We start from the raw sequence: 18,905 nt of genomic DNA, 5'->3' as shown, positions 1-18,905 counted from the left end.
CTCTCGCTTGGAATAAACCGCCAAACCGGTTCCAATAATACTACTTGAAACGTCGAAACTTCAACAACTATAACAGTGTAGTTTGTAGGCTAATAATTATGTTTTATTTTTTAATGCCAGTCTCAAAATGAGCTAAATTAAAGGAAGAGATACGTTCAAACAACTTTAGGCATATTAATAAATTGGTAAAGCCAAACTGTTTTAATTAGCCTATCAATGCCACAATTTGGTTCCAAGACATTAAGTCTTTCCCCGTAAAATGAATTTAAATAAATAAAGCAAAAATAATATGAATAATCTGAAAATCTATCTTTTGCTAAGCTTAGTTTGCGTTACTTTTTTTAGTTGCTACGAAAAAGAAGGGGGAAAACCTTCAGAAGATAAAAAATACGAAAACTCAAAAGCAAAAACAGCCTTTCAAACCAGCAGTGAATGGATGCCCGAAATTGATGTTCGGGCAGATGTGGCCATAGTTTATGGTGTGCATGGAAATCCCACAGACGGGGAGCAGGAAATAACTTTTGAAGACAGGGTAGAATCCTGGCGGGAGAGAGGTTACAATACTCATTTTATGACTGGTATTGCCTGGGGTTCTTACCAGGAATATTTTCTGGGGGAATGGGATGGCGAAAATCACCTTGGTGAAGGTCAGGTTCAGAAAAACGGTGATACCATCTGGCACGGTCATAATGTGCCATATATTGTTCCTACCGAGCCCTTTATTGAATATATGAAAGAGGAGGTAATTGAAAGAGTTATAGATGCAGGAATATCTTCGCTATACCTTGAAGAACCTGAGTTTTGGGCCCGTGCAGGCTACAGTAGTGCTTTTAAAAAAGCCTGGGAGGACTATTATGATGAAGAATGGAAACCTCAACACGAATCTCCGGAAAATACCTGGCTTTCCAACAAGCTTAAATATCAATTATATTATGAAGCTGTAGATAAAGTTTCTTCTTATGCCAAAAAATATGGAAAAGAAAAAGGGATGGATATTAAAGTATATGTGCCTACCCATTCCCTGGTCAACTATTCTTCCTGGCAAATTGTAAGTCCTGAAGCAAGTTTAGCTGCCCTCCCCGGAATCGATGGGTATATTGCACAGGTTTGGACAGGAACTTCAAGAGAGCCTACTTATTTTAATGGAGAGGAGAAAGAACGAACTTTTGAGAATGCTTTTCTGGAATATGGTTCAATGGTTTCTATGACGGCCCCAACCAACCGTAAATTGTTCTTTTTGACGGATCCCATTGAAGATCGTAAAAAAAGCTGGGATGATTATAAGAAAAATTACCAGGCAACTTTTGTCGCTAAACTTTTATATCCAATGGTAGCTAATTATGAAGTTATGCCTTGGCCTGAAAGAATATACACAAGGCCCTACAGTGTAGAAGGAAGTGATGAAGAGGTTTTAATACCCGAAAAATATGCGACTCAAATGCAGGTAATGATAAATGCTTTAAATCATATGCCAGAATCTGAAAATCAAGTGAGCGGTAGCCATGGAATAGGCGTTTTAATGGGAAATTCATTAATGTTCCAGCGTTTTCCCACCCACGATGGTTTTGAAGATCCTAAATTCTCCAATTTTTACGGACAAACCCTTCCCTTGTTAAAACGAGGAATTCCAGTAGAAACAGTACATATGGAGAATTTATCTTTTGATGCAACTTTAGAAAATATAAAGGTGCTCGTGATGAGTTATTCCAATATGAAACCCGAAGGTCCTGAGGTACATGAAAGAATTTCTAATTGGGTAAAAAGCGGAGGGGTTCTGGTCTATGCCGGCCGGGACGATGATCCTTACCAAACTGTTAGGGAATGGTGGAATTCCGGTAATTATAGTTTCGAAAAACCCTCTCAGCATTTATTAGAAGAGTTGGAAATAGAAAAAAGCGCGGAGGAAAATATGTATAATGTTGGTGATGGAGTGGTACATTTTATTACACAAAATCCTAAAGAATTTGTATTGGAATCAAATTCTGATGTTACTTACCTTGATGTAGTTAAACATGCCTATGAAAAGGATGCTTTCGCAGGAAAACTGGAACTTAAGAATAACCTTCACTTAAAGCGGGGAAATTACGAAATTGTTGCGGTAATGGATGAAAGTATTAGTAGGGATAATTTTGAAGTAGAAGGTACATATATTGATCTATTTGATCCTGAATTACCTGTGATCTATAATAAAACTATTAAACCGGGACAGCAAGCCTTGCTGTTTAATATAAATAAAGTGGTAGAGCAATTAAAACCTCAGGTTTTGGCTTCAGCTTCCCGGGTTTATGAAGAAGAAAATAACGATAATAGGTACAGTTTTATCTGCAAAAGTCCAAAAAACACTGTCAATAGTATGCGGATTTTGCTTCCCCAAGAACCTAAAAATATTCAATTAGTAGATTCCGAAGGCGAAGATATAAATCAACCAGAATCGGAATGGGATGAAAATTCTTCTACACAATACCTGAAGTTTGAGAATGCCCCAGATGGTGTGAAAGTTAATATTTCCTGGTAGCTGTACTCAAGAATCACAATTTTCATGGTCCTGATTTTAATAATAATACTGTTAGCTCTCCTGGTAGTAACCGGTCTGGTGCTAAAGAATAAAAGGTTTTGGATTAGTTCCCTCCTATTTTTAATCTTCTTTGTTGTTACATTTTTCTTGTTAACCACAATGGAAACAGATTCAGGAGTTATAGAAGCTCCTATTAATTAAATTAATATCCCTACCCAAAATGAACAAAAATCTATTTTTAATAAGCCTTATTTTAATTTCGTTTAGTCTTCCTGCACAGAATATCAATCCAGCAAAGGAGCTTGTAGAATATGTGAATACTTTGCAGGGAACGAATTCAAAATTTGAACTTACCCGTGGTAATACTTATCCCACTACAGCCCTGCCATTTGGGATGAACACCTGGACCCCGCAAACCGGGGTAAATGGTGATGGCTGGAAATATCAATATTTTAAAGATGAAATACGAGGTTTTCAACAGGCGCATCAGTGTAGCTCCTGGTCTAATGACTATGCTGTATTTTCCTTAATGCCGGTTGTTGGAGAATTAAAATTAATGGAAGATGAACGTTCTACTAAATTTAGCCACGATAATGAAACTGCCAAACCCAATTATTATATGGTAAAGCTGGAGAACGGAATAAAAACTGAAATCGCACCCACCGAACGCGGGGCTCACCTTCGTTTTGATTTTCCAAAGGAGAAATCCTCTTATCTAGTTTTAGATGGATATACTGGATTAAGCGGAGTGGAAATTGATAAAAAGAATCGAAGAATTACCGGATATGTTAGAAATGGTCGTGGAATGCAACGTTTTGATAATTTTAGAAATTATTTTGTAATTCAGTTTGATAAACCTTTTAAAGCCTACGGAACCTGGGAAAATAAAAATGGAAAGAAATGGGAAGGAGAGACTACTCGGGAAGGTAAAGGAATAGGAGCGTATCTGGAATTTAAAAGAGGGATAATAGTTCAGGCTAAGGTAGCATCTTCCTACATTAGTAAAGAACAGGCTCAGGTTACCCTGGAAAATGAGTTGGGTAAAGATAGAAACCTTGAGCAAACAAAGAAAAATGCAGGTGAAATATGGAATAAACAATTAGGAAAGATAGAGGTAGAAGGCGGCACAGAAGAACAGTTTAAAACCTTTTATTCCTGTTTTTTTAGAGCGAGCTTATTTTCCAGAAAGTTTTACGAAATAAATGAGAAGGGAGAACCTTATTATTACAGTCCTTATGATGGAAAAATTCATGAAGGATATATGTATACCGATACTGGTTTTTGGGATACTTTCCGCGGTCAATTTCCTTTAAACGCCATTCTTTCGCCCAAGATGCACGGCCGTTATGTGGCTGCTTTGTTAGATGCTTATGAACAATGTGGCTGGCTTCCTTCCTGGTCTTTCCCCAGTGAAGCTGGAAGTATGGTTGGGAATCACGCCATTTCTCTTCTTGCCGATGCCTGGGCAAAAGGACTCAGAACTTTTGACCCAGATAAAGCGCTTGATGCCTATTTCCATGAGGCAACCAATAAAGGTCCGTGGGGACCTGCGAATGGTCGTGAAGGTTGGAAAGAATATTTTACCCTGGGTTATGTTCCTTATCCAGAGGTAAGAGAAGGTACTGCAAAAACTTTAGAATATGCATATGATGATTTTTGTGCCTATAAACTGGCGAAAGATTCAGGAAACGAATTCTATGAAGAAATATTTTCCCGCCATATGTATAACTATAAAAATGTTTTTGATAAAAAAACCGGTTTTATGCGTGGAAGAAAGAAAAATGGAGAATGGGTAGAAAATTTTGATCCTTATGAATGGGGCGGCCCTTTTACGGAAGGAAATGCGTGGCATTACCTGTGGTCAGTTTTTCAGGACCCGAAAGGACTTATTGATTTAATGGGAGGGGATGAACGCTTTACGGCTAAAATGGATTCGGTTTTCAATGTTTCCAATAAAGTAAATGTGGGGACCTACGGCGGAAAAATTCACGAAATGACCGAAATGCAAATGGCCGATATGGGCCAATATGCCCACGGAAATCAGCCAATTCAGCATATGATTTATCTTTATAATTATGCCGGCCAACCCTGGAAGGCACAACAGAAGGCTAGGGAAGTTATGGAAAACTTGTATAGTTATACAGAGAATGGTTATCCCGGCGATGAAGACCAGGGGCAAACTTCTTCCTGGTATGTGCTTAGTGCACTTGGCTTTTATAGTGTAGCTCCCGGAACTTACGAGTATGTGATTGGTAGCCCTATTTTTGAAAAATCCACCATCAATTTGGAGAATGGGGAATCCTTTGTAATTAGGGCTAAGAATAACAATAAAGAAAATGTCTATATCCAATCGGCTTCTTTAAATGGGGAGGAATTTGGAAAGAACTTTCTTACTTACGATCAAATTTTTAATGGAGGGAGATTAGAATTTCAAATGGACGATAGCCCTAATAAAAATAGGGGTATTTCAGAAGAATCCAGACCGTTTTCTTTAAGTAAAAGTGAAGATTGAATCTAATTTGTCAATATCCATATCTTAATAATACTAGAAAGGAGCTGCTTGAAGTATTAGTGTTGGGTTCATAGAGAAATTAGAATTTAAGGATAATAATAAATATGTTAAAATTTTAAAGGAATTCGTTAATATTTTTTTAAACTAAATCGTTTTAGTATATTGGTGAGGTAAGTATTTTACTTTTAAATTAGTAGTGGAGGCGAAAAGAAAAAATTATGTTTTTCATTTTAAATTTTTGATTAGCCTGTTTAAATACGCCTCCACTTTTTTAAAATTATAATAACTATTTGAATGAATTTAAAGAACGTGAAAATGACCTGGTGTTTAATACTTTTAAGTTCCTTGAGCTTTTCAGCAAATGCACAACAGTTTGAAACTTTTAAAAGATTGGTAAAACACTAATTTTTACCAATGATGCAGCCCGAAGTACCTCTGGTTGGTTAAAGAATAAACCAAACGATATAGATGTTGTTACCCACGAATCTTTGCATATTATCCATTTATACCCTTTCAATAGTAGCTTAGGGTGTTTACCGAAGGAATCGCCGATTACGTTCGCTTTAAGTTAACATTTGCTAATGAAGGGACTGGGTCTTTGCCAGAATATTCAGCGAAACAATATTATAAAAATATCTACAGGATCACTGCTCATTTTTTAGCTTGGAATAATGGTTTTGTAGTAATCTTAGATAAAATCAGGAGAAAAGCTACTTATAAAGTAAATATAAGGAAAGAAAAGACGGGTGAAAGTCTTTATAATTATAGAAAGTGTATAGGAAAAACCCTCAAATTTAAACTATGAAAATCAAACTAATTTTATTTGTACTAGCTATCACAATAGGACTTTTTTCCTCTTGTAATTCAGGAAATAGTTCCAAAACGGTAAATCAAGAAAAAAATACGGTAGAGGCAAATAATGATACTCCACCTGAGACCTGGCAGGAACATTGGTTTGATCATGAGCAATTGCTCACCCGAATACATTACACTGATGATCTGGCAGTTTATTACGACGAAGATGTAGACACTACAATTACTTGGCCTAAAGAGTATTTGGACAAGGTTTGGGTTTATGTTAAAAATGTTTATGGAGATTTTGGAGATGATCCCAGGCTTTACGCTATTTTTCATACCGGAAAATACTCCGGCGGCCATCCTTCAGTTTATATGGATGAAAGTCACGACTATAGGAATGTCGTAGATTGTGGGCCTTATGATTGGAAAGAAAGAAAACCGGAAGCAGGTTTAAGTATGGTAATTCATGAGATTGGTCACATTGTAGAAGGTGCTACTAATGGGGTTAAAGAAAATCCAGCCTGGGAAATTTGGAAAGATAGTAAATGGGCAGAAATATTTATCTACGATGTTTATAAAGGAGTGGGAGATGAAGAGTTTGCTCAACAAACTTATGATGATATGATGGGGACCTATGATGATTTCCCCCAGGAAAATACACAATGGTTTAAAGATTGGTTTTTTCCAATTTACTCTAATTATGGGGAGTCTGAGGTTTTGAAAAGTTTCTATGACTTGTTGTATGAGCATTTTCCTAAAAAAGACAATGATAAAGCTTTTGCCAGAAGAATGAATATGGGTGAGTTTATTCATTTTTGGAGTGGGGCAGCGAAAACCAATTTACAAGCACAGGCTGAAAAAGCCTTTGGATGGACAGACGAGTGGGAAACACAATTCAAAAAGGCTCAATCTGATTTTGAAGATGTTACTTATTGATTAACTATCATCCGAAAGTTTTCATACTCTATCACTTTAAATGTCAAACTGAAATTCTGGTAATATAGAAGTTTCAAAGCATCGCTTTGAAATATTTTAGCAAAGCAAAATTGTTTTTCAGCTTTGCTAAAAAATAATAAAAAATGCCTTTTCTTTTGATCTTCTTGAATCTGCCGATGGGTATTTGGACGAGAAAAGAAAATAAAAATAATATTTTTTAAATCAGTAGGATAAATACGTATAAACCAATTTTTTCAACAAGTGCAGTCAACAAGAGCCTGTAATCAAACTCAATCAGACAATTCTTTCTAATTGAAAATAAAAATTGACAGCAAGAATAATGCAAATTATTAAAATAAATGCTTTTATCTCCTGGAGGTTTAAAAGATACCAATTTTTGGACAGGTACCTGTTCAGAAACTGGATAAGTCCTGTTCATTTTTTGAACAGGATGTGTATCAAATCTGAACATCTCCACGAGGGATCCCATTTGCGGACTAGTGGAGGGATGGTATTTAAGATATCCCCAGTTTGTTAGGTCCCGAAGTAATTTGTGGTAGGTTGTCCTGGAACGTATTTTAGCTAGTGCCATCACCTCCCTACTGTTAAGCATAATTGTTATAGGAAAACGCTTGTGGTTCCATAATTCAAAAAAGACCAGGTATAAACTGCGGTGTGAGCACGAGATCTTGTCATCCTCAGCGAATTTCCGCAATACTCCGTTTAAGTGACTAATGTAATTGACTTCGCTCATGTCTTCTATGTTCTTAGGTTTTTATATGGCTTTTGCTTCCTCATATCTTTTGGGACAATTCAATTCCAGATCTTGCTCCAAAAAAAAATATTTGATAGCATAACAGGTAAATTTAGTAACCGATAGAACTTGATTTAATTCCGGCTTCGATGACTTTTTTTAATTGTTTATAGGCGAAGCCTACTTTACTAGTAGGCAGGTTTAATATGGGTAATTGCAAGCCCGCTTGTCGGATCATTTTAAAGGCAATCTTTTTCTCATTGATCCCCAGGTTTCTTAAGCCTAAAAAATATTGTTTTGGATCCTTACTCAGCATCTTTTTAGCAGCATAGCTCTCTACATAATTTCGGTTGTATCGAAACATTTTGTCAAAAGCCTTTTCGGAATTCTGAAAGAAACGATCCCGCTCAAATCCCCTCATTACAACTTTACCGTGCATGTTCACTTCTGAAGCTTTGTATTTACTGCCAGGGGAAAGGCTGTAGGTATTAGAAGCATCTTTTCTGCTAACGATGATATGAATATGGCTTTGCAGCCCTTCTTTTTTCATTCCAGATTCCATCACCTGTCCTCGAATTTTATAAGGAGCATCCCTGACCAGCTTTTGAATTTCATTTTCAATTTGCCGGGTGTTTCCATAAATTTCCCCACGTTGCACCTTCCGAAGTTCATTTTTCAAGTGGGCGATCTGCTTGCTGTAGGGTTTGTTTTCACGAATAGCTACATCGTTACTTTTATAAGTTCGCTCATATTCAACTTTGGCGTAATATTTAATGTCGTCAACACCCACAGGCCTGCCGTTTATCTCACGATTGAAGGAGCCGGCATATTCTTTCATCGCTTCCCGAACAAAAGCCTTTAGCTTTTCAGGATTATTACGAATGTGTTTTAATTCGTACTGGCTTGGGCTCATAGTGATCGAGTAATATTTGGGTTCTTTGGTTTTTAATTTTGCAGTATTGTCATCAATTCCTTTAATCACTTCGTAAGGTTTTATATTATCATCATACTGATTAAAGAAATATTCCTTTTCCATCGGGCTTTTTCCCTCGTTTTCTTTTTCCAGATAGCTCACAAAATCCCCTGCACTTTTGGAAAAAGCGGCACCGGTTTTCTGAGGAGAGATACTGATATACATTAGTTCTTTTGCTTAATAACTATTTTATAATGCGCCAACTCAGACCGGGGAATATTGAGCTTTAGATAATCTGGGCCAAAGGCGCTACTCTTTATTTCCACATTTTGAATGAGGTACTCCAGATCTCTTTTGTTAGTTTTCAATTCCTCCTGAAGCCTGGAAATTTCCAATTCCAATTGTGCTTGGCTTTTTTTATCCGAAACAGAACCCTTTTCTTTTTTGGCCACTTGAAGTTTTGGAACCGATCGCCCTTCCATCAGTAACTCCAGCATTAACAAGCTCGGTTTGGTCTGGGTCTTCTCAATATTTTTAAGGATGGCGATCACGGCATCGATCCTTTTTTTAATCAGTTGTTCCAGGCTCACTTTTGAGGGCACTAAAGTTTCAAAAGGAGAGAGGTTATTTTGCTCAAAAAAGTCCAGGACCAGGTCTAAGGTTTCCGACTGGTTGCCATTGTTTTTCTTAGAAAACTCCCGGAACCGCTTTGCCGTACTTGCTTTTAATTGTAGTCTTGATTTCGCCATAATGGATACTATTTCAATATTTACTGGCTACCGCTAACCTTATTTTTCAGCCTTTTCCAGTGGGGCATATCCAGTAGGGTGGATATTTTTTAAAATTTTAATTTTAGAATCCCTTATAAACTCAGGGTTTGACTAAAAAAGAAATCGAATAACACCGCTCTGCGTGTTACCCTCTTGCTATTCGATTTCGTCCCGCAGGCGGGACAAAATTTTTCATACATGTTGGTTTGCACCAACTGCTTTTTTTAAAAAGGAATCAGGAAAAATCCTATTCCTTTTCGGATCATTTTTTTAATCGGCGAAAGTCAAAACTGTGGAATTTCTGTAATAATATCAATCAGAAAATCAACACTTTAAAATACCATTTCTGGGGTGTTTTTGAAAATGAAATATTCATTTAAACTGGTGCTAATTGGTTTAATTTGATATGAAAACCGAGAATTGTTCCAAATCAATAATTTCCAGAACGCAGATTTTTCAATACGGAGACTAAAAACCATTCAAAAATTTCCACCGTTGACTTGAAATAAATCATATCCAATTTTGGACAACTTAACTCCGTCATTGAATTTATTTTTTAAATGATTTTCTTATTATATCCAGACCATTTTCCTTTTTATTTTGAATTTTACCACCAGACTCGATCGAAGCTTTTTCAAGATTTTGAACTGAGTCTACCGCTTCCTTTTAGATTTACTTCCTATAGCGCCGTCACATTACCTTTTTTCGATGCATTTATTTTACAATATCCTGGCCTGGTAAAGCGTATAAAAAGAGTAGGCAAAGCCGAATCGGCTTTATGCCGCTGTCCAGGAAAGGATGTTGTTATTTGCATCTTAAAAAGGGGGAGGGGGATTAGGACAAAGTTTAAATGTGGTTTAGGAAATACCACTAGTTTGTTGGGAAAGAAGGACTATGTTCTAAAATGCAATTTGGCGGACTTCATCTGAAAATTTCGATCTGTAATGTAGTGTACTGATTTTTCATCGGGTTAGCCTTGGATATTTATGATAAAAAAGATAGAACTTTTACAGGGAGGTCCAAATCCCAGAACAAGAATTATTTCTGGATCAATTAATCGCTAAATGTTTTATTGCCAGGTAGGAATTTTAAAATTAGTATTTTGGAATTTGGAACAACTCAATTAACGGATGGGTTGAGAAATGAACCATTTATAGAAAATAGAGAGAAATCCCCGGAAGAAAATTAAGTATGTGATGCTTATGAAATATCGATAGTACTCAATTGAATTTTTCATGAATATCTTTTCAACTTTCCCACTTCAATGGGTTTATTTCCTCACAATTTCTGCTGATTAAAATAGGTCCAGAAGCATTTTTTAATTCAACTTAATAATAAATTTAATATTATTATTTATCATATTATTTATATATTAGCCAAATGTTCATACAAAGGAACAAAGAAAATGATAAGGTTTGGAGTTAAAAGTTGATCATAAAAGTCCTGTTCCTTTACATCGACAAGTAGAGGATTTATTAAGGTCTTTAATCGAGCTCCCTGAATTTAAAAACGGAGCATTTCTTCCTCAGGAAGTTGAGCTTGCTAAAAGATTAGGTGTTTCAAGGAACACTGTTAGGCAGGCTGCGAACAAACTTCATAATGAAGGTTTGATTGTAAGAAAGAAAGGGGTAGGAACTAAAGTTTCAACTAATAGCATCACCACTAATTTAGGGGAATGGCATAGTTTTACACAAGAGATGAATTCGAAAGGAATACCTTTTAAGAATTTAAAGCTTAATGTAGAGTGGGTTTTTGTAGATGAAATAATTGCAAATTTTCTTAATGTAGATACATCTACCAAAGTACTTAAGTTATCAAGGTTAAAGGGAAGTGATAAGCCTCTTGTGTATTTTGAGAGCTATTTCCAGCCAAGGATTGGTTTAACAGGAAACGAAGATTTTCAAAGACCGCTTTATGAAATACTGGAAGATGATTATCATTCTGTTCCAGCGGTTTCTAAAGAGAAAATCAGGGCAGGGAAAGCTTCTGAATTCGCTGAAATTTTAGAAATTGACAAAAATGACCCTATTTTGATTCGAGAAAGATTTGTTTCTGATCCTGGAGATCGTCCGCTTGAATATAATATAGGATATTATAGAAACGATAAATTTACTTATTCAATAGAAATTAGAAGATAATGTACAGTATTGGAGTAGACATTGGTGGAAGTCATATCACTAGTTGTATGTATGAACATACCAACAAACAATTATTGAGAAAAACTTTAGTTTATTCTAAAGTGAATACCAAAGGTTCTAAAGAAGAAATACTTAATTCTTGGGTTTATGCAATTTCGAAAACGATTGAGGTCGCTAAAGAAAAAATTAAAGGTGTAGGAATAGCAATGCCAGGTCCATTTAATTATTTCGACGGAATAAGTTTAATATCAAATGTGGATAAGTTTGAATCTTTATATGGCGTAAATATTCGAGAAGAACTTGCCAACCGATTAAATATTAATCCTTCTCAAATCCGTTTTATTAATGACGCTACGGCCTTTTCTATTACCGAAGCTCTGATTGGAAATGCAACTAATCATCACCGTTCTATAGCTATTACCCTTGGAACAGGACTTGGATCTTCTTTTTTGATTAATGGTCAACCCGTAATGCAAGGAATGAATGTACCGCAAGGAGGTTTTTTATATGATAAAATGTACCATGGAATGTTAGCAGATAATATTTTTTCGACTCGCGGTATCATAAAGAAATATAAAGACTTGTCTGGACAGAAGGCTAATAACGTAAGAGAGTTATGCGACAGATTTGAAGCGGATCCAGAGGCTAAACGAGTTTTTCAATGGTTTGGAACTGAATTAGGAAAATTTTTGAAACCTTATATATTAGATTTTAAAAGCAGTATAATAGTAATAGGGGGGAATATCGCAAAGGCTTTTCCTTACTTCAAAAATGAACTTCTACTACAATTACCAAATATAGAGGTATGCGTTTCCGACTTCGGTGAGGATGCTGCGATTATTGGAAGTGCGTTGCTGCTGGATGATATATACTACGATGATTTAAAACCAACATTAAAATTAATGTAAACTATTTATGGGTAAGCAAAAAATCAACAAAATAGCACCGGTTTTGATGTCCTATATTGTCATGGGTTTTGTAGATATTGTAGGTGTTTCTACAGGTTATGCTCAACGGGATTTTGATCTTTCTCCCGAAGTTGCCCAGCTTATTCCATCTATGGTTTTTATATGGTTTTTTCTTCTTTCAATTCCTGTAGGGATATTTCAAAATAATTTCGGAAAGAGAAAAATTCTTTTAGCGGGAATTTTTACAACCGCTATAGGAATGTTTATTCCTTTTGTGCATTATACCTATCCTACTTTATTATTATGTTTCCTTTTATTGGGAATTGGCAATACTATTATACAGGTTTCCTCAAACCCACTACTGCAGGATGTAGTAAATAGAAATAAATTTTCCAGTTTTATGAGCTTGTCTCAATTTATAAAAGCAATCAGTTCTTTAGTAGGGCCTCTTATAGTGACTTTTATGGTTGCCTCATATGGAGATTGGAAGTTGGTGTTTCTAGTTTATGGTTTTATTTCAATTTTTTCCGGGAGCTGGTTGATTCTAACAGGTATTGATGAAACTCAATCTGAATTTAAAGCTTCTTTTAAAACAAGCTTGAGCCTTCTTAAAAATCCATTTGTAGCATCTATGGTAGTAGCAATTTTTTTAATTGTAGGTCTGGATGTGGGAATGAATACCAGTATACAAAACTTATTAGTACAAAAATTTGAGGTGGGACTGGAAAGGGCATCTTTAGGTATAAGTGTTTACTTTTTTGCTCTTATGACAAGTCGTTTTTTAGGAGCTTTAATTCTTGCGAAGGTGGATAATCTTAAGTTTCTTTATTGGACTACGATTTCTACAATTTTTTGTATAGTCCTTTTAATTGTTGCTCCAAATTCTTTGGTTGCATTGGTGCTAATATTTTTAATAGGACTTAGCTCCGGAAATCTTTTCCCCCTTGTTTTTTCTTTAACAATAGGAAAACTTCCAAACCGAGCTAATGAAATTTCAGGCTTGATGATTATGGCTGTGGTAGGTGGTGCAGTAATCCCTCCTCTAATGGGTCTGGTAAACAGGATGGCTGGGGTTTCTATTAGTTTTATTGTGCTTTTACTTTGTGCAGTGTATGTTTATTTTACCTATCATTTATTTAAAAAATTTAAAAATTAGAAATATGAAGAGATTTGTTTTTTGTCTTACAGTTTTGGGTCTGGTCTGTTCCTGCGGGACAGCAATTGATGATCAGAAAAAGGATATTAATAAAAAATCAGTTTTAGATTATGTAGACCCAAACATTGGTACTGCACATAGTCGCTGGTTCTTTTACACCCCTGGAGCCGTGCCTTTTGGTATGGCCAAGTTGGGACCATCAACGAATGGTAGTTATGGGAATGAAAATGGTTGGGAAGCAGTAGGTTATGATTCACGCCATACTAGCATAGAAGGTTTTGCCAATTTGCACGAATTTCAAATTGGTGGATTTCTTTTTACTGCTACGACGGGAGAATTGCAAACTATTCCTGGTACGTTAGAAGACCCGGAGTCTGGTTATCGGTCTCGATTCGATAAAGAAGATGAGCACGCATCTCCTGGTTATTATAAGGTTAATCTGAAAGATTATGATGTTACAGCCGAATTGACTGCTACAAAAAGAGTTGGCTTTCAGAAATATACCTTTCCTGAATCGGACAATGCAAATATTATACTTGATATAGGAAACCAATTAGGCGAAAGCGGTGAGGTTAAAAATGCGAGTGTGACCTTTACTGATGATAATACCATAGAAGGCTGGGTTACAACCTACCCTGAATATGTAAAAAAATATCAGCCGGAAGGAGAGGTTAACATGTATTTCTATGGTGAGGTAAGTAAAAGACCCAAAGCAGTAGGGACATTCATAGGAGATGAAATATTTAAAAAGCAAAGGAGTATAACTGGTAAGGGTTCTGGTCTTTTTATGGAATTTAACACAAAGGCTAACGAATCGATTGAAATTAAAGCTGGATTTTCTTATACCTCGGTTGAAAATGCCCGTTTAAACTTTGAGTCCGAAGCGGAAAACTTAGACTTTGAAGAAGCCAGGTCCGCCGCACAAATAACCTGGTCCGAAGAATTGAATAAAATTAAAGTTAAAGATTCTTCAACTCAGAATAAAAAGAAGTTTTATACTGGTTTGTATCATGCTCTATTAGGTAGAGGGCTTGCTAGTGATGCTAATGGTCAATTTCCTGAAAATGATGGATCAGTAGGACAAATTCCATTAGACAAAAATGGTGATCCTGAATTTGGATTTTATAATACAGATTCGGTTTGGGGAGCATTTTGGAATCTCACGCAATTGTGGACTTTGGCCTGGCCAGATTATTATAATGATTTTGTTCAAAGCCATCTGGCAGTTTATAAAAATTCAGGATGGCTAGGTGATGGTCTGGCTAATTCCAAATTTGTTTCAGGAGTAGGGACTAATTTTGTAGGTTTAATAATCGCATCTGCATATCAGTCAGGTATTAGAGATTATGATATAGAGCTTGCTTTTAAAGCAGCTTATGAAAACGAAGTCAAATATAAAAATAGAAATGAAGGCGCAGGTAAAACTGATCTTCAGGGTTTTGTCGAAAACGGATATGTGCCTTATGTACCGGGTTGGGAAACATCACCCGAAGGCTCTGGTTTTTCAGTTTCCCATACTTTAGAGTATAGTTATAGCAGCTATGCTGTTGCACAGTTTGCAAAGGCACTTGGTAAAGATAAAGAGTATAAAGAATTAATGGAACTTTCTGATAATTGGAAAAATCTATACGATGAAAGTACCGACTTTGTAAGACCAAAATTAGTATCAGGGAAATTCATTGAAGAATTTGACCCTTTTGCTCCCTGGGAAGGATTTCAGGAAGGAAATGCCTGGCAGTATACTTTTTATGTACCTCATGCACCAAAAGAACTAGTGAATAAAATGGGAGAAGAGAAGTTTGTAAAAAGATTAGATTCTATTTTTACCGTATCAGAGAAAACTAAATTTGGAGGTGAGGATATAGACGCCTTTGCCGGATTAACCTATCTGTATAATCAGGGTAACCAACCCAATTTGCATATTTCCTGGCTTTTTAATTATACCGACCACCCATGGTTAACCCAAAAATGGACAAGGGAAATTGGTAATAAGTTTTATGGAGTAGAAGAAGTACATGGTTATGGCTATGGGCAGGATGAAGACCAAGGGCAGTTAGGAGCCTGGTACGTAATGTCATCGATGGGATTGTTTGATGTTAAAGGTCTGACTGAAACAAATCCATCTTTTCAGTTAGGAAGTCCAATTTTTGATGAAGTTGAAATACAGACTGGAGAAAATGAAACTTTAAAAATAAAAACGGTAAACAATTCTCCTGATGCCTATTATATACAATCCATTAAGTTAAATGGAAATAGCTATGAAAGTCGAGAAATTGATCTGAAAACTTTAAGAAATGGGGCTATCTTAGAAATAGAGATGGGAGTTGCTCCTCACAAAACTTTATTAAAATAAGTAATAGATACATTACTTTGATTAATAGTTATTTATAAAAAATTAAATTGTTCTAAAATTATTTTAAATGAATATTTTTTCTAATTTGCACGTATGTTCAAACATATGTACTTAATAACTTTAAATTATGATAAATAAATCAATCTTAACTACAATCTTGTTGTTGATATGTTTGTGTTCGAAATCGTTTGCACAAGAGTCTATCATATCTGGAACGGTTACAAGCGCAGATGATGGACCTTTGCCAGGCGCATCAGTAGTAGAAAAGGGAACCTCTAATGGTACGGTAACTGATTTTGATGGTAACTTCCAGCTGGAACTTTCCAACCCCACGAATGCCACTCTGGTTATAACCTTTATGGGCTTTGCCACTAAAGAAGTAAATTTAGCAGAAAATGATAATAATATTAGTATAACCCTTGAAAGCGATGCAGGGCAATTAGATGATGTTATTGTTGTGGGTTATGGAACTAAGAAGAAAGTGAATCTAACAGGTTCTGTAAGTGAAATTAATAATGAAGCAATCCAGGGAAAACCAGTTAGTAATGCCTATCAGGCACTACAAGGAGAAGCTTCAGGGTTAACAATACAACAGGGCACTTCAGAGCCAGGTTCGGTTCCACAGATTAATATTCGAGGAATAAGTACAATAAATGGGAATACCCCATTAATTGTGGTAGATGGTGTAATCGGTTCACTTAATAATATCAACCCTCAAAATATTGAAAGTATAAGTGTATTAAAAGATGCAGCTTCAGCTTCAATTTATGGTTCAAGAGCAGCAAATGGAGTGGTGCTGGTAACTACAAAGAATGGAGAAGAAGGAAAAACCAAATTTGCCTATAATGCGACTTATGGCGTTCAGGAAGCCACTAACTTCCCCGAGCTTGCGGACTCTTGGGAGTATGCAACTTTAAGAAATGAGGCATTAGTTAACTCTGGAATGTCTCCAGCTTTTACGCCCGAGCAAATAATGGATTTTAGAGAAAACGGTCCTAATGTTTCTTTTTATGAATCTCTTTTTCAGGACTATGCAACACAAAGTAATCATAACCTATCCATGAGTGGTGCAGAAAATGGACTTAATTATTTACTGTCGCTGGGATATATGGACCAGGAGAGTTTGTTTAAGGGCCCTGATTATGGGCACACCCGGTACAATTTTCGAATTAATTTAGATAAGAAGATCAATGATAAATTAAAAGTAGGTGGACGAATCTCTTTTGCAAGAAATGATATAAAAGGACATGCCTGGTGGACCGAATGGATTATTGAACCATCAGTGAGGACTCCTCCAATATATGACATCGTTGATGAAAATGGAGAATATACTCTTGTAAGCGGTAGTAATAGCAATCCCCTTGCTCAATTAGAACAAGGAGGTGCCAGAACTAATCAAAATGATGAGGCTTTGGGAAACGTTAGTATTTCTTATGAACCTATTGAAAACTTAGTGCTAAAAGGAGTTCTGGGTGGTAATATAACAAGTAATAAAACTCATGAATTCCGTAAAGCTATTGAATATGTTTATCCAGGAGGTGGAAATAACCAGAATTCTGTAGCAGATAATTATAGTAGATCTTTGTACTTAAACCCATATATTACAGCAACTTATAATAATACTTTTTTTGATAACCATGATTTTGACTTTCTTTTAGGGGCATCTTCTGAAAGCTACAAAACAGAATTTTTTGGCGTTACAGGTTTGGATGTCCCAGGAAATGAATTTGGAGTAATTGATAACGTTAGTGAGATTCAGCAAAGTGGGACATATGGGTCTGGAAATGAATGGTCCATTCAGTCTCTTTTTGGTAGGATCGGATATACATTCGATGATAAATATCTTTTTGAAGGGAATTTAAGATATGATGGGTCTTCGCGTTTTTCTTTAGATAATCGATGGGGCGTTTTTCCTTCAGTTTCTGCTGGATGGATCTTAAGTCAGGAAAACTTTTTTGATCCTCTGGATGGAGTCATCTCCTTTGCTAAAATCCGGGCTTCCTGGGGACAACTTGGTAATCAGGATATAAATGATTTATATGGTTACCAAAGTTTGGTGAATATTTCCAGTAATGCTTACGCTTTTGGAAACGTGGGGGTCCCCGGATCTTACTACTCTGTCTCAAATCAAAATCGTACCTGGGAGATTTCCACAATGAAGAATTTAGGAGTGGATCTTGCCTTTTTTGATAGAAAACTAAATTTGAGTGTAGAAGTTTTTGATAATCTTACTGAAGATATTCTTTTGCAATTACCAGTTCCGGATACTTATGGTTTAGGGCAACCTTTTCAAAATGCTGGATCGGTAAGAAACAGAGGTTGGGAACTTACCTTGGATTATAGATTGGCAACCGGTGATTTTAATCATTCTTTTAATGTTAATCTTTCTGATAACAAGAACGAGGTGGTTGATTTAAGAGGACGGGAATTCGTAAATGGATTTGATGTTCAAACAATTCTTAGAGAAGGATATCCCATTAATTCCTATTACGCTTTAAAATCTGACGGATTTTTTAATTCAGAAGAAGAAATACAACAAAGCGCTACTCCAATCTTTGCAAACAGTGTTCAACCAGGAGATATCAAATATGTAGATAGAAATGGTGACGGTGAAATTGATTATGAAGGAGATAGGTTTATTCTAGGTAATTCATTCCCTAGATATACATTCGGTGCAACCTATGCGGTAGACTGGAAAGGATTAGATTTTTCAGTTTTTATTCAGGGAGTAGGAAAAAGAGAGCAATGGATTCGTGGAGAAATCACAGAAGCTTTTCATAATAATAATGAAGGCCCAGTATTTCAACGACATCTTGATCGCTGGACACCAGAAAATACTGATGCTACCTATCCCCGATTAACCGTTGGATCTGAATCTGTAAATAATGCAGCCCGATCTGATTTCTATATTGCTGATGCAAAGTATTTGAGAATAAAAAATGTTCAATTGGGCTATACATTGCCTCAATCAATAATGTCTCAAATAGGAATAGAAAGTACAAGATTTTATTTAACCGGTTTGAACTTGCTAACGTTCAGTCCTTTATTGGATAAAGGTCTGGATCCTGAAAATATTGATTCAAATGGTCGGGTATACCCGGTTTCCAGGGTTATTTCCGCAGGACTTGATATAAACTTTTAAAAAAATAATT

General features: G+C 36.0%; 10 protein-coding genes. 8 read left to right on the top strand and 2 right to left on the bottom strand.

Going from position 1 to position 18,905, the window contains the following annotated elements; translation table 11 throughout:
* Positions 1 to 289 precede the first annotated feature (289 nt).
* The 3 genes from B5X53_RS14295 to B5X53_RS14280 all read left to right on the top strand — a co-directional run bounded on the left by B5X53_RS14295 (position 290) and on the right by B5X53_RS14280 (position 6,761).
* Positions 290 to 2,515, top strand: a complete 2,226-nt coding sequence (locus B5X53_RS14295; RefSeq protein WP_079713912.1) for a hypothetical protein — start codon at positions 290 to 292, stop codon at positions 2,513 to 2,515.
* 220 nt (positions 2,516 to 2,735) lie between these two features.
* Positions 2,736 to 5,027: a GH92 family glycosyl hydrolase gene (locus B5X53_RS14290; protein ID WP_079713911.1), complete on the top strand. Its 2,292-nt coding sequence runs from the start codon at positions 2,736 to 2,738 to the stop codon at positions 5,025 to 5,027.
* A gap of 801 nt (positions 5,028 to 5,828) precedes the next feature.
* The gene (locus tag B5X53_RS14280) at positions 5,829 to 6,761 is read left to right on the top strand and encodes a hypothetical protein (protein ID WP_079713909.1); all 933 of its coding nucleotides are present in this window, start codon (positions 5,829 to 5,831) and stop codon (positions 6,759 to 6,761) included.
* 866 nt (positions 6,762 to 7,627) lie between these two features.
* On the opposite strand, the gene mobB is transcribed toward B5X53_RS14280, so the two are convergent.
* Positions 7,628 to 8,653: a MobB family relaxase gene (gene mobB / locus B5X53_RS14270; RefSeq protein ID WP_079713907.1), complete on the bottom strand. Its 1,026-nt coding sequence runs from the start codon at positions 8,651 to 8,653 to the stop codon at positions 7,628 to 7,630.
* Entirely contained in the window at positions 8,653 to 9,177 is a 525-nt protein-coding gene (locus B5X53_RS19220; RefSeq protein WP_079713906.1) for a BfmA/BtgA family mobilization protein, read from the bottom strand. The genes mobB and B5X53_RS19220 overlap by 1 nt, the downstream gene beginning before the upstream one ends.
* A 1,436-nt stretch (positions 9,178 to 10,613) precedes the next feature.
* Between B5X53_RS19220 and B5X53_RS14255 the strand changes: the two genes are divergently transcribed.
* The 5 genes from B5X53_RS14255 (at position 10,614) to B5X53_RS14235 (ending at position 18,895) form a co-directional block, all read left to right on the top strand.
* Positions 10,614 to 11,336 (top strand): GntR family transcriptional regulator, encoded by a 723-nt coding sequence (locus B5X53_RS14255; RefSeq protein ID WP_079713904.1) that lies wholly within the window; start codon positions 10,614 to 10,616, stop codon positions 11,334 to 11,336.
* Positions 11,336 to 12,244 carry an ROK family protein gene (locus tag B5X53_RS14250; protein WP_079713903.1) on the top strand — a complete coding sequence of 303 codons (909 nt, stop codon included), beginning with the start codon at positions 11,336 to 11,338 and terminating at the stop codon, positions 12,242 to 12,244. The genes B5X53_RS14255 and B5X53_RS14250 overlap by 1 nt, the downstream gene beginning before the upstream one ends.
* A gap of 7 nt (positions 12,245 to 12,251) precedes the next feature.
* Entirely contained in the window at positions 12,252 to 13,400 is a 1,149-nt protein-coding gene (locus B5X53_RS14245; protein WP_079713902.1) for an MFS transporter, read from the top strand.
* 4 nt (positions 13,401 to 13,404) lie between these two features.
* Positions 13,405 to 15,753 carry a GH92 family glycosyl hydrolase gene (locus tag B5X53_RS14240; RefSeq protein ID WP_079713953.1) on the top strand — a complete coding sequence of 783 codons (2,349 nt, stop codon included), beginning with the start codon at positions 13,405 to 13,407 and terminating at the stop codon, positions 15,751 to 15,753.
* A gap of 127 nt (positions 15,754 to 15,880) precedes the next feature.
* Positions 15,881 to 18,895, top strand: coding sequence for a SusC/RagA family TonB-linked outer membrane protein (locus tag B5X53_RS14235; RefSeq protein WP_079713901.1), 3,015 nt, complete (start codon positions 15,881 to 15,883; stop codon positions 18,893 to 18,895).
* Positions 18,896 to 18,905 lie beyond the last annotated feature (10 nt).

It is taken from the genome of Salegentibacter salinarum, assembly GCF_900168115.1.
Taxonomy (GTDB): domain Bacteria; phylum Bacteroidota; class Bacteroidia; order Flavobacteriales; family Flavobacteriaceae; genus Salegentibacter; species Salegentibacter salinarum.
Note: the sequence above shows the minus strand (reverse complement) of the source record. Positions and strands in the feature narration are given on the sequence as shown.

Bases quoted from the DNA above. Each gene is read 5' to 3' on its own strand.
- B5X53_RS14295 (WP_079713912.1), top strand. From the start codon at position 290: ATGAATAATCTGAAAATCTATCTTTTGCTAAGCTTAGTTTGCGTTACT.
- B5X53_RS14290 (WP_079713911.1), top strand. From the start codon at position 2,736: ATGAACAAAAATCTATTTTTAATAAGCCTTATTTTAATTTCGTTTAGT.
- B5X53_RS14280 (WP_079713909.1), top strand. From the start codon at position 5,829: ATGAAAATCAAACTAATTTTATTTGTACTAGCTATCACAATAGGACTT.
- mobB (WP_079713907.1), bottom strand. From the start codon at position 8,653: ATGTATATCAGTATCTCTCCTCAGAAAACCGGTGCCGCTTTTTCCAAA.
- B5X53_RS19220 (WP_079713906.1), bottom strand. From the start codon at position 9,177: ATGGCGAAATCAAGACTACAATTAAAAGCAAGTACGGCAAAGCGGTTC.
- B5X53_RS14250 (WP_079713903.1), top strand. From the start codon at position 11,336: ATGTACAGTATTGGAGTAGACATTGGTGGAAGTCATATCACTAGTTGT.
- B5X53_RS14245 (WP_079713902.1), top strand. From the start codon at position 12,252: ATGGGTAAGCAAAAAATCAACAAAATAGCACCGGTTTTGATGTCCTAT.
- B5X53_RS14240 (WP_079713953.1), top strand. From the start codon at position 13,405: ATGAAGAGATTTGTTTTTTGTCTTACAGTTTTGGGTCTGGTCTGTTCC.
- B5X53_RS14235 (WP_079713901.1), top strand. From the start codon at position 15,881: ATGATAAATAAATCAATCTTAACTACAATCTTGTTGTTGATATGTTTG.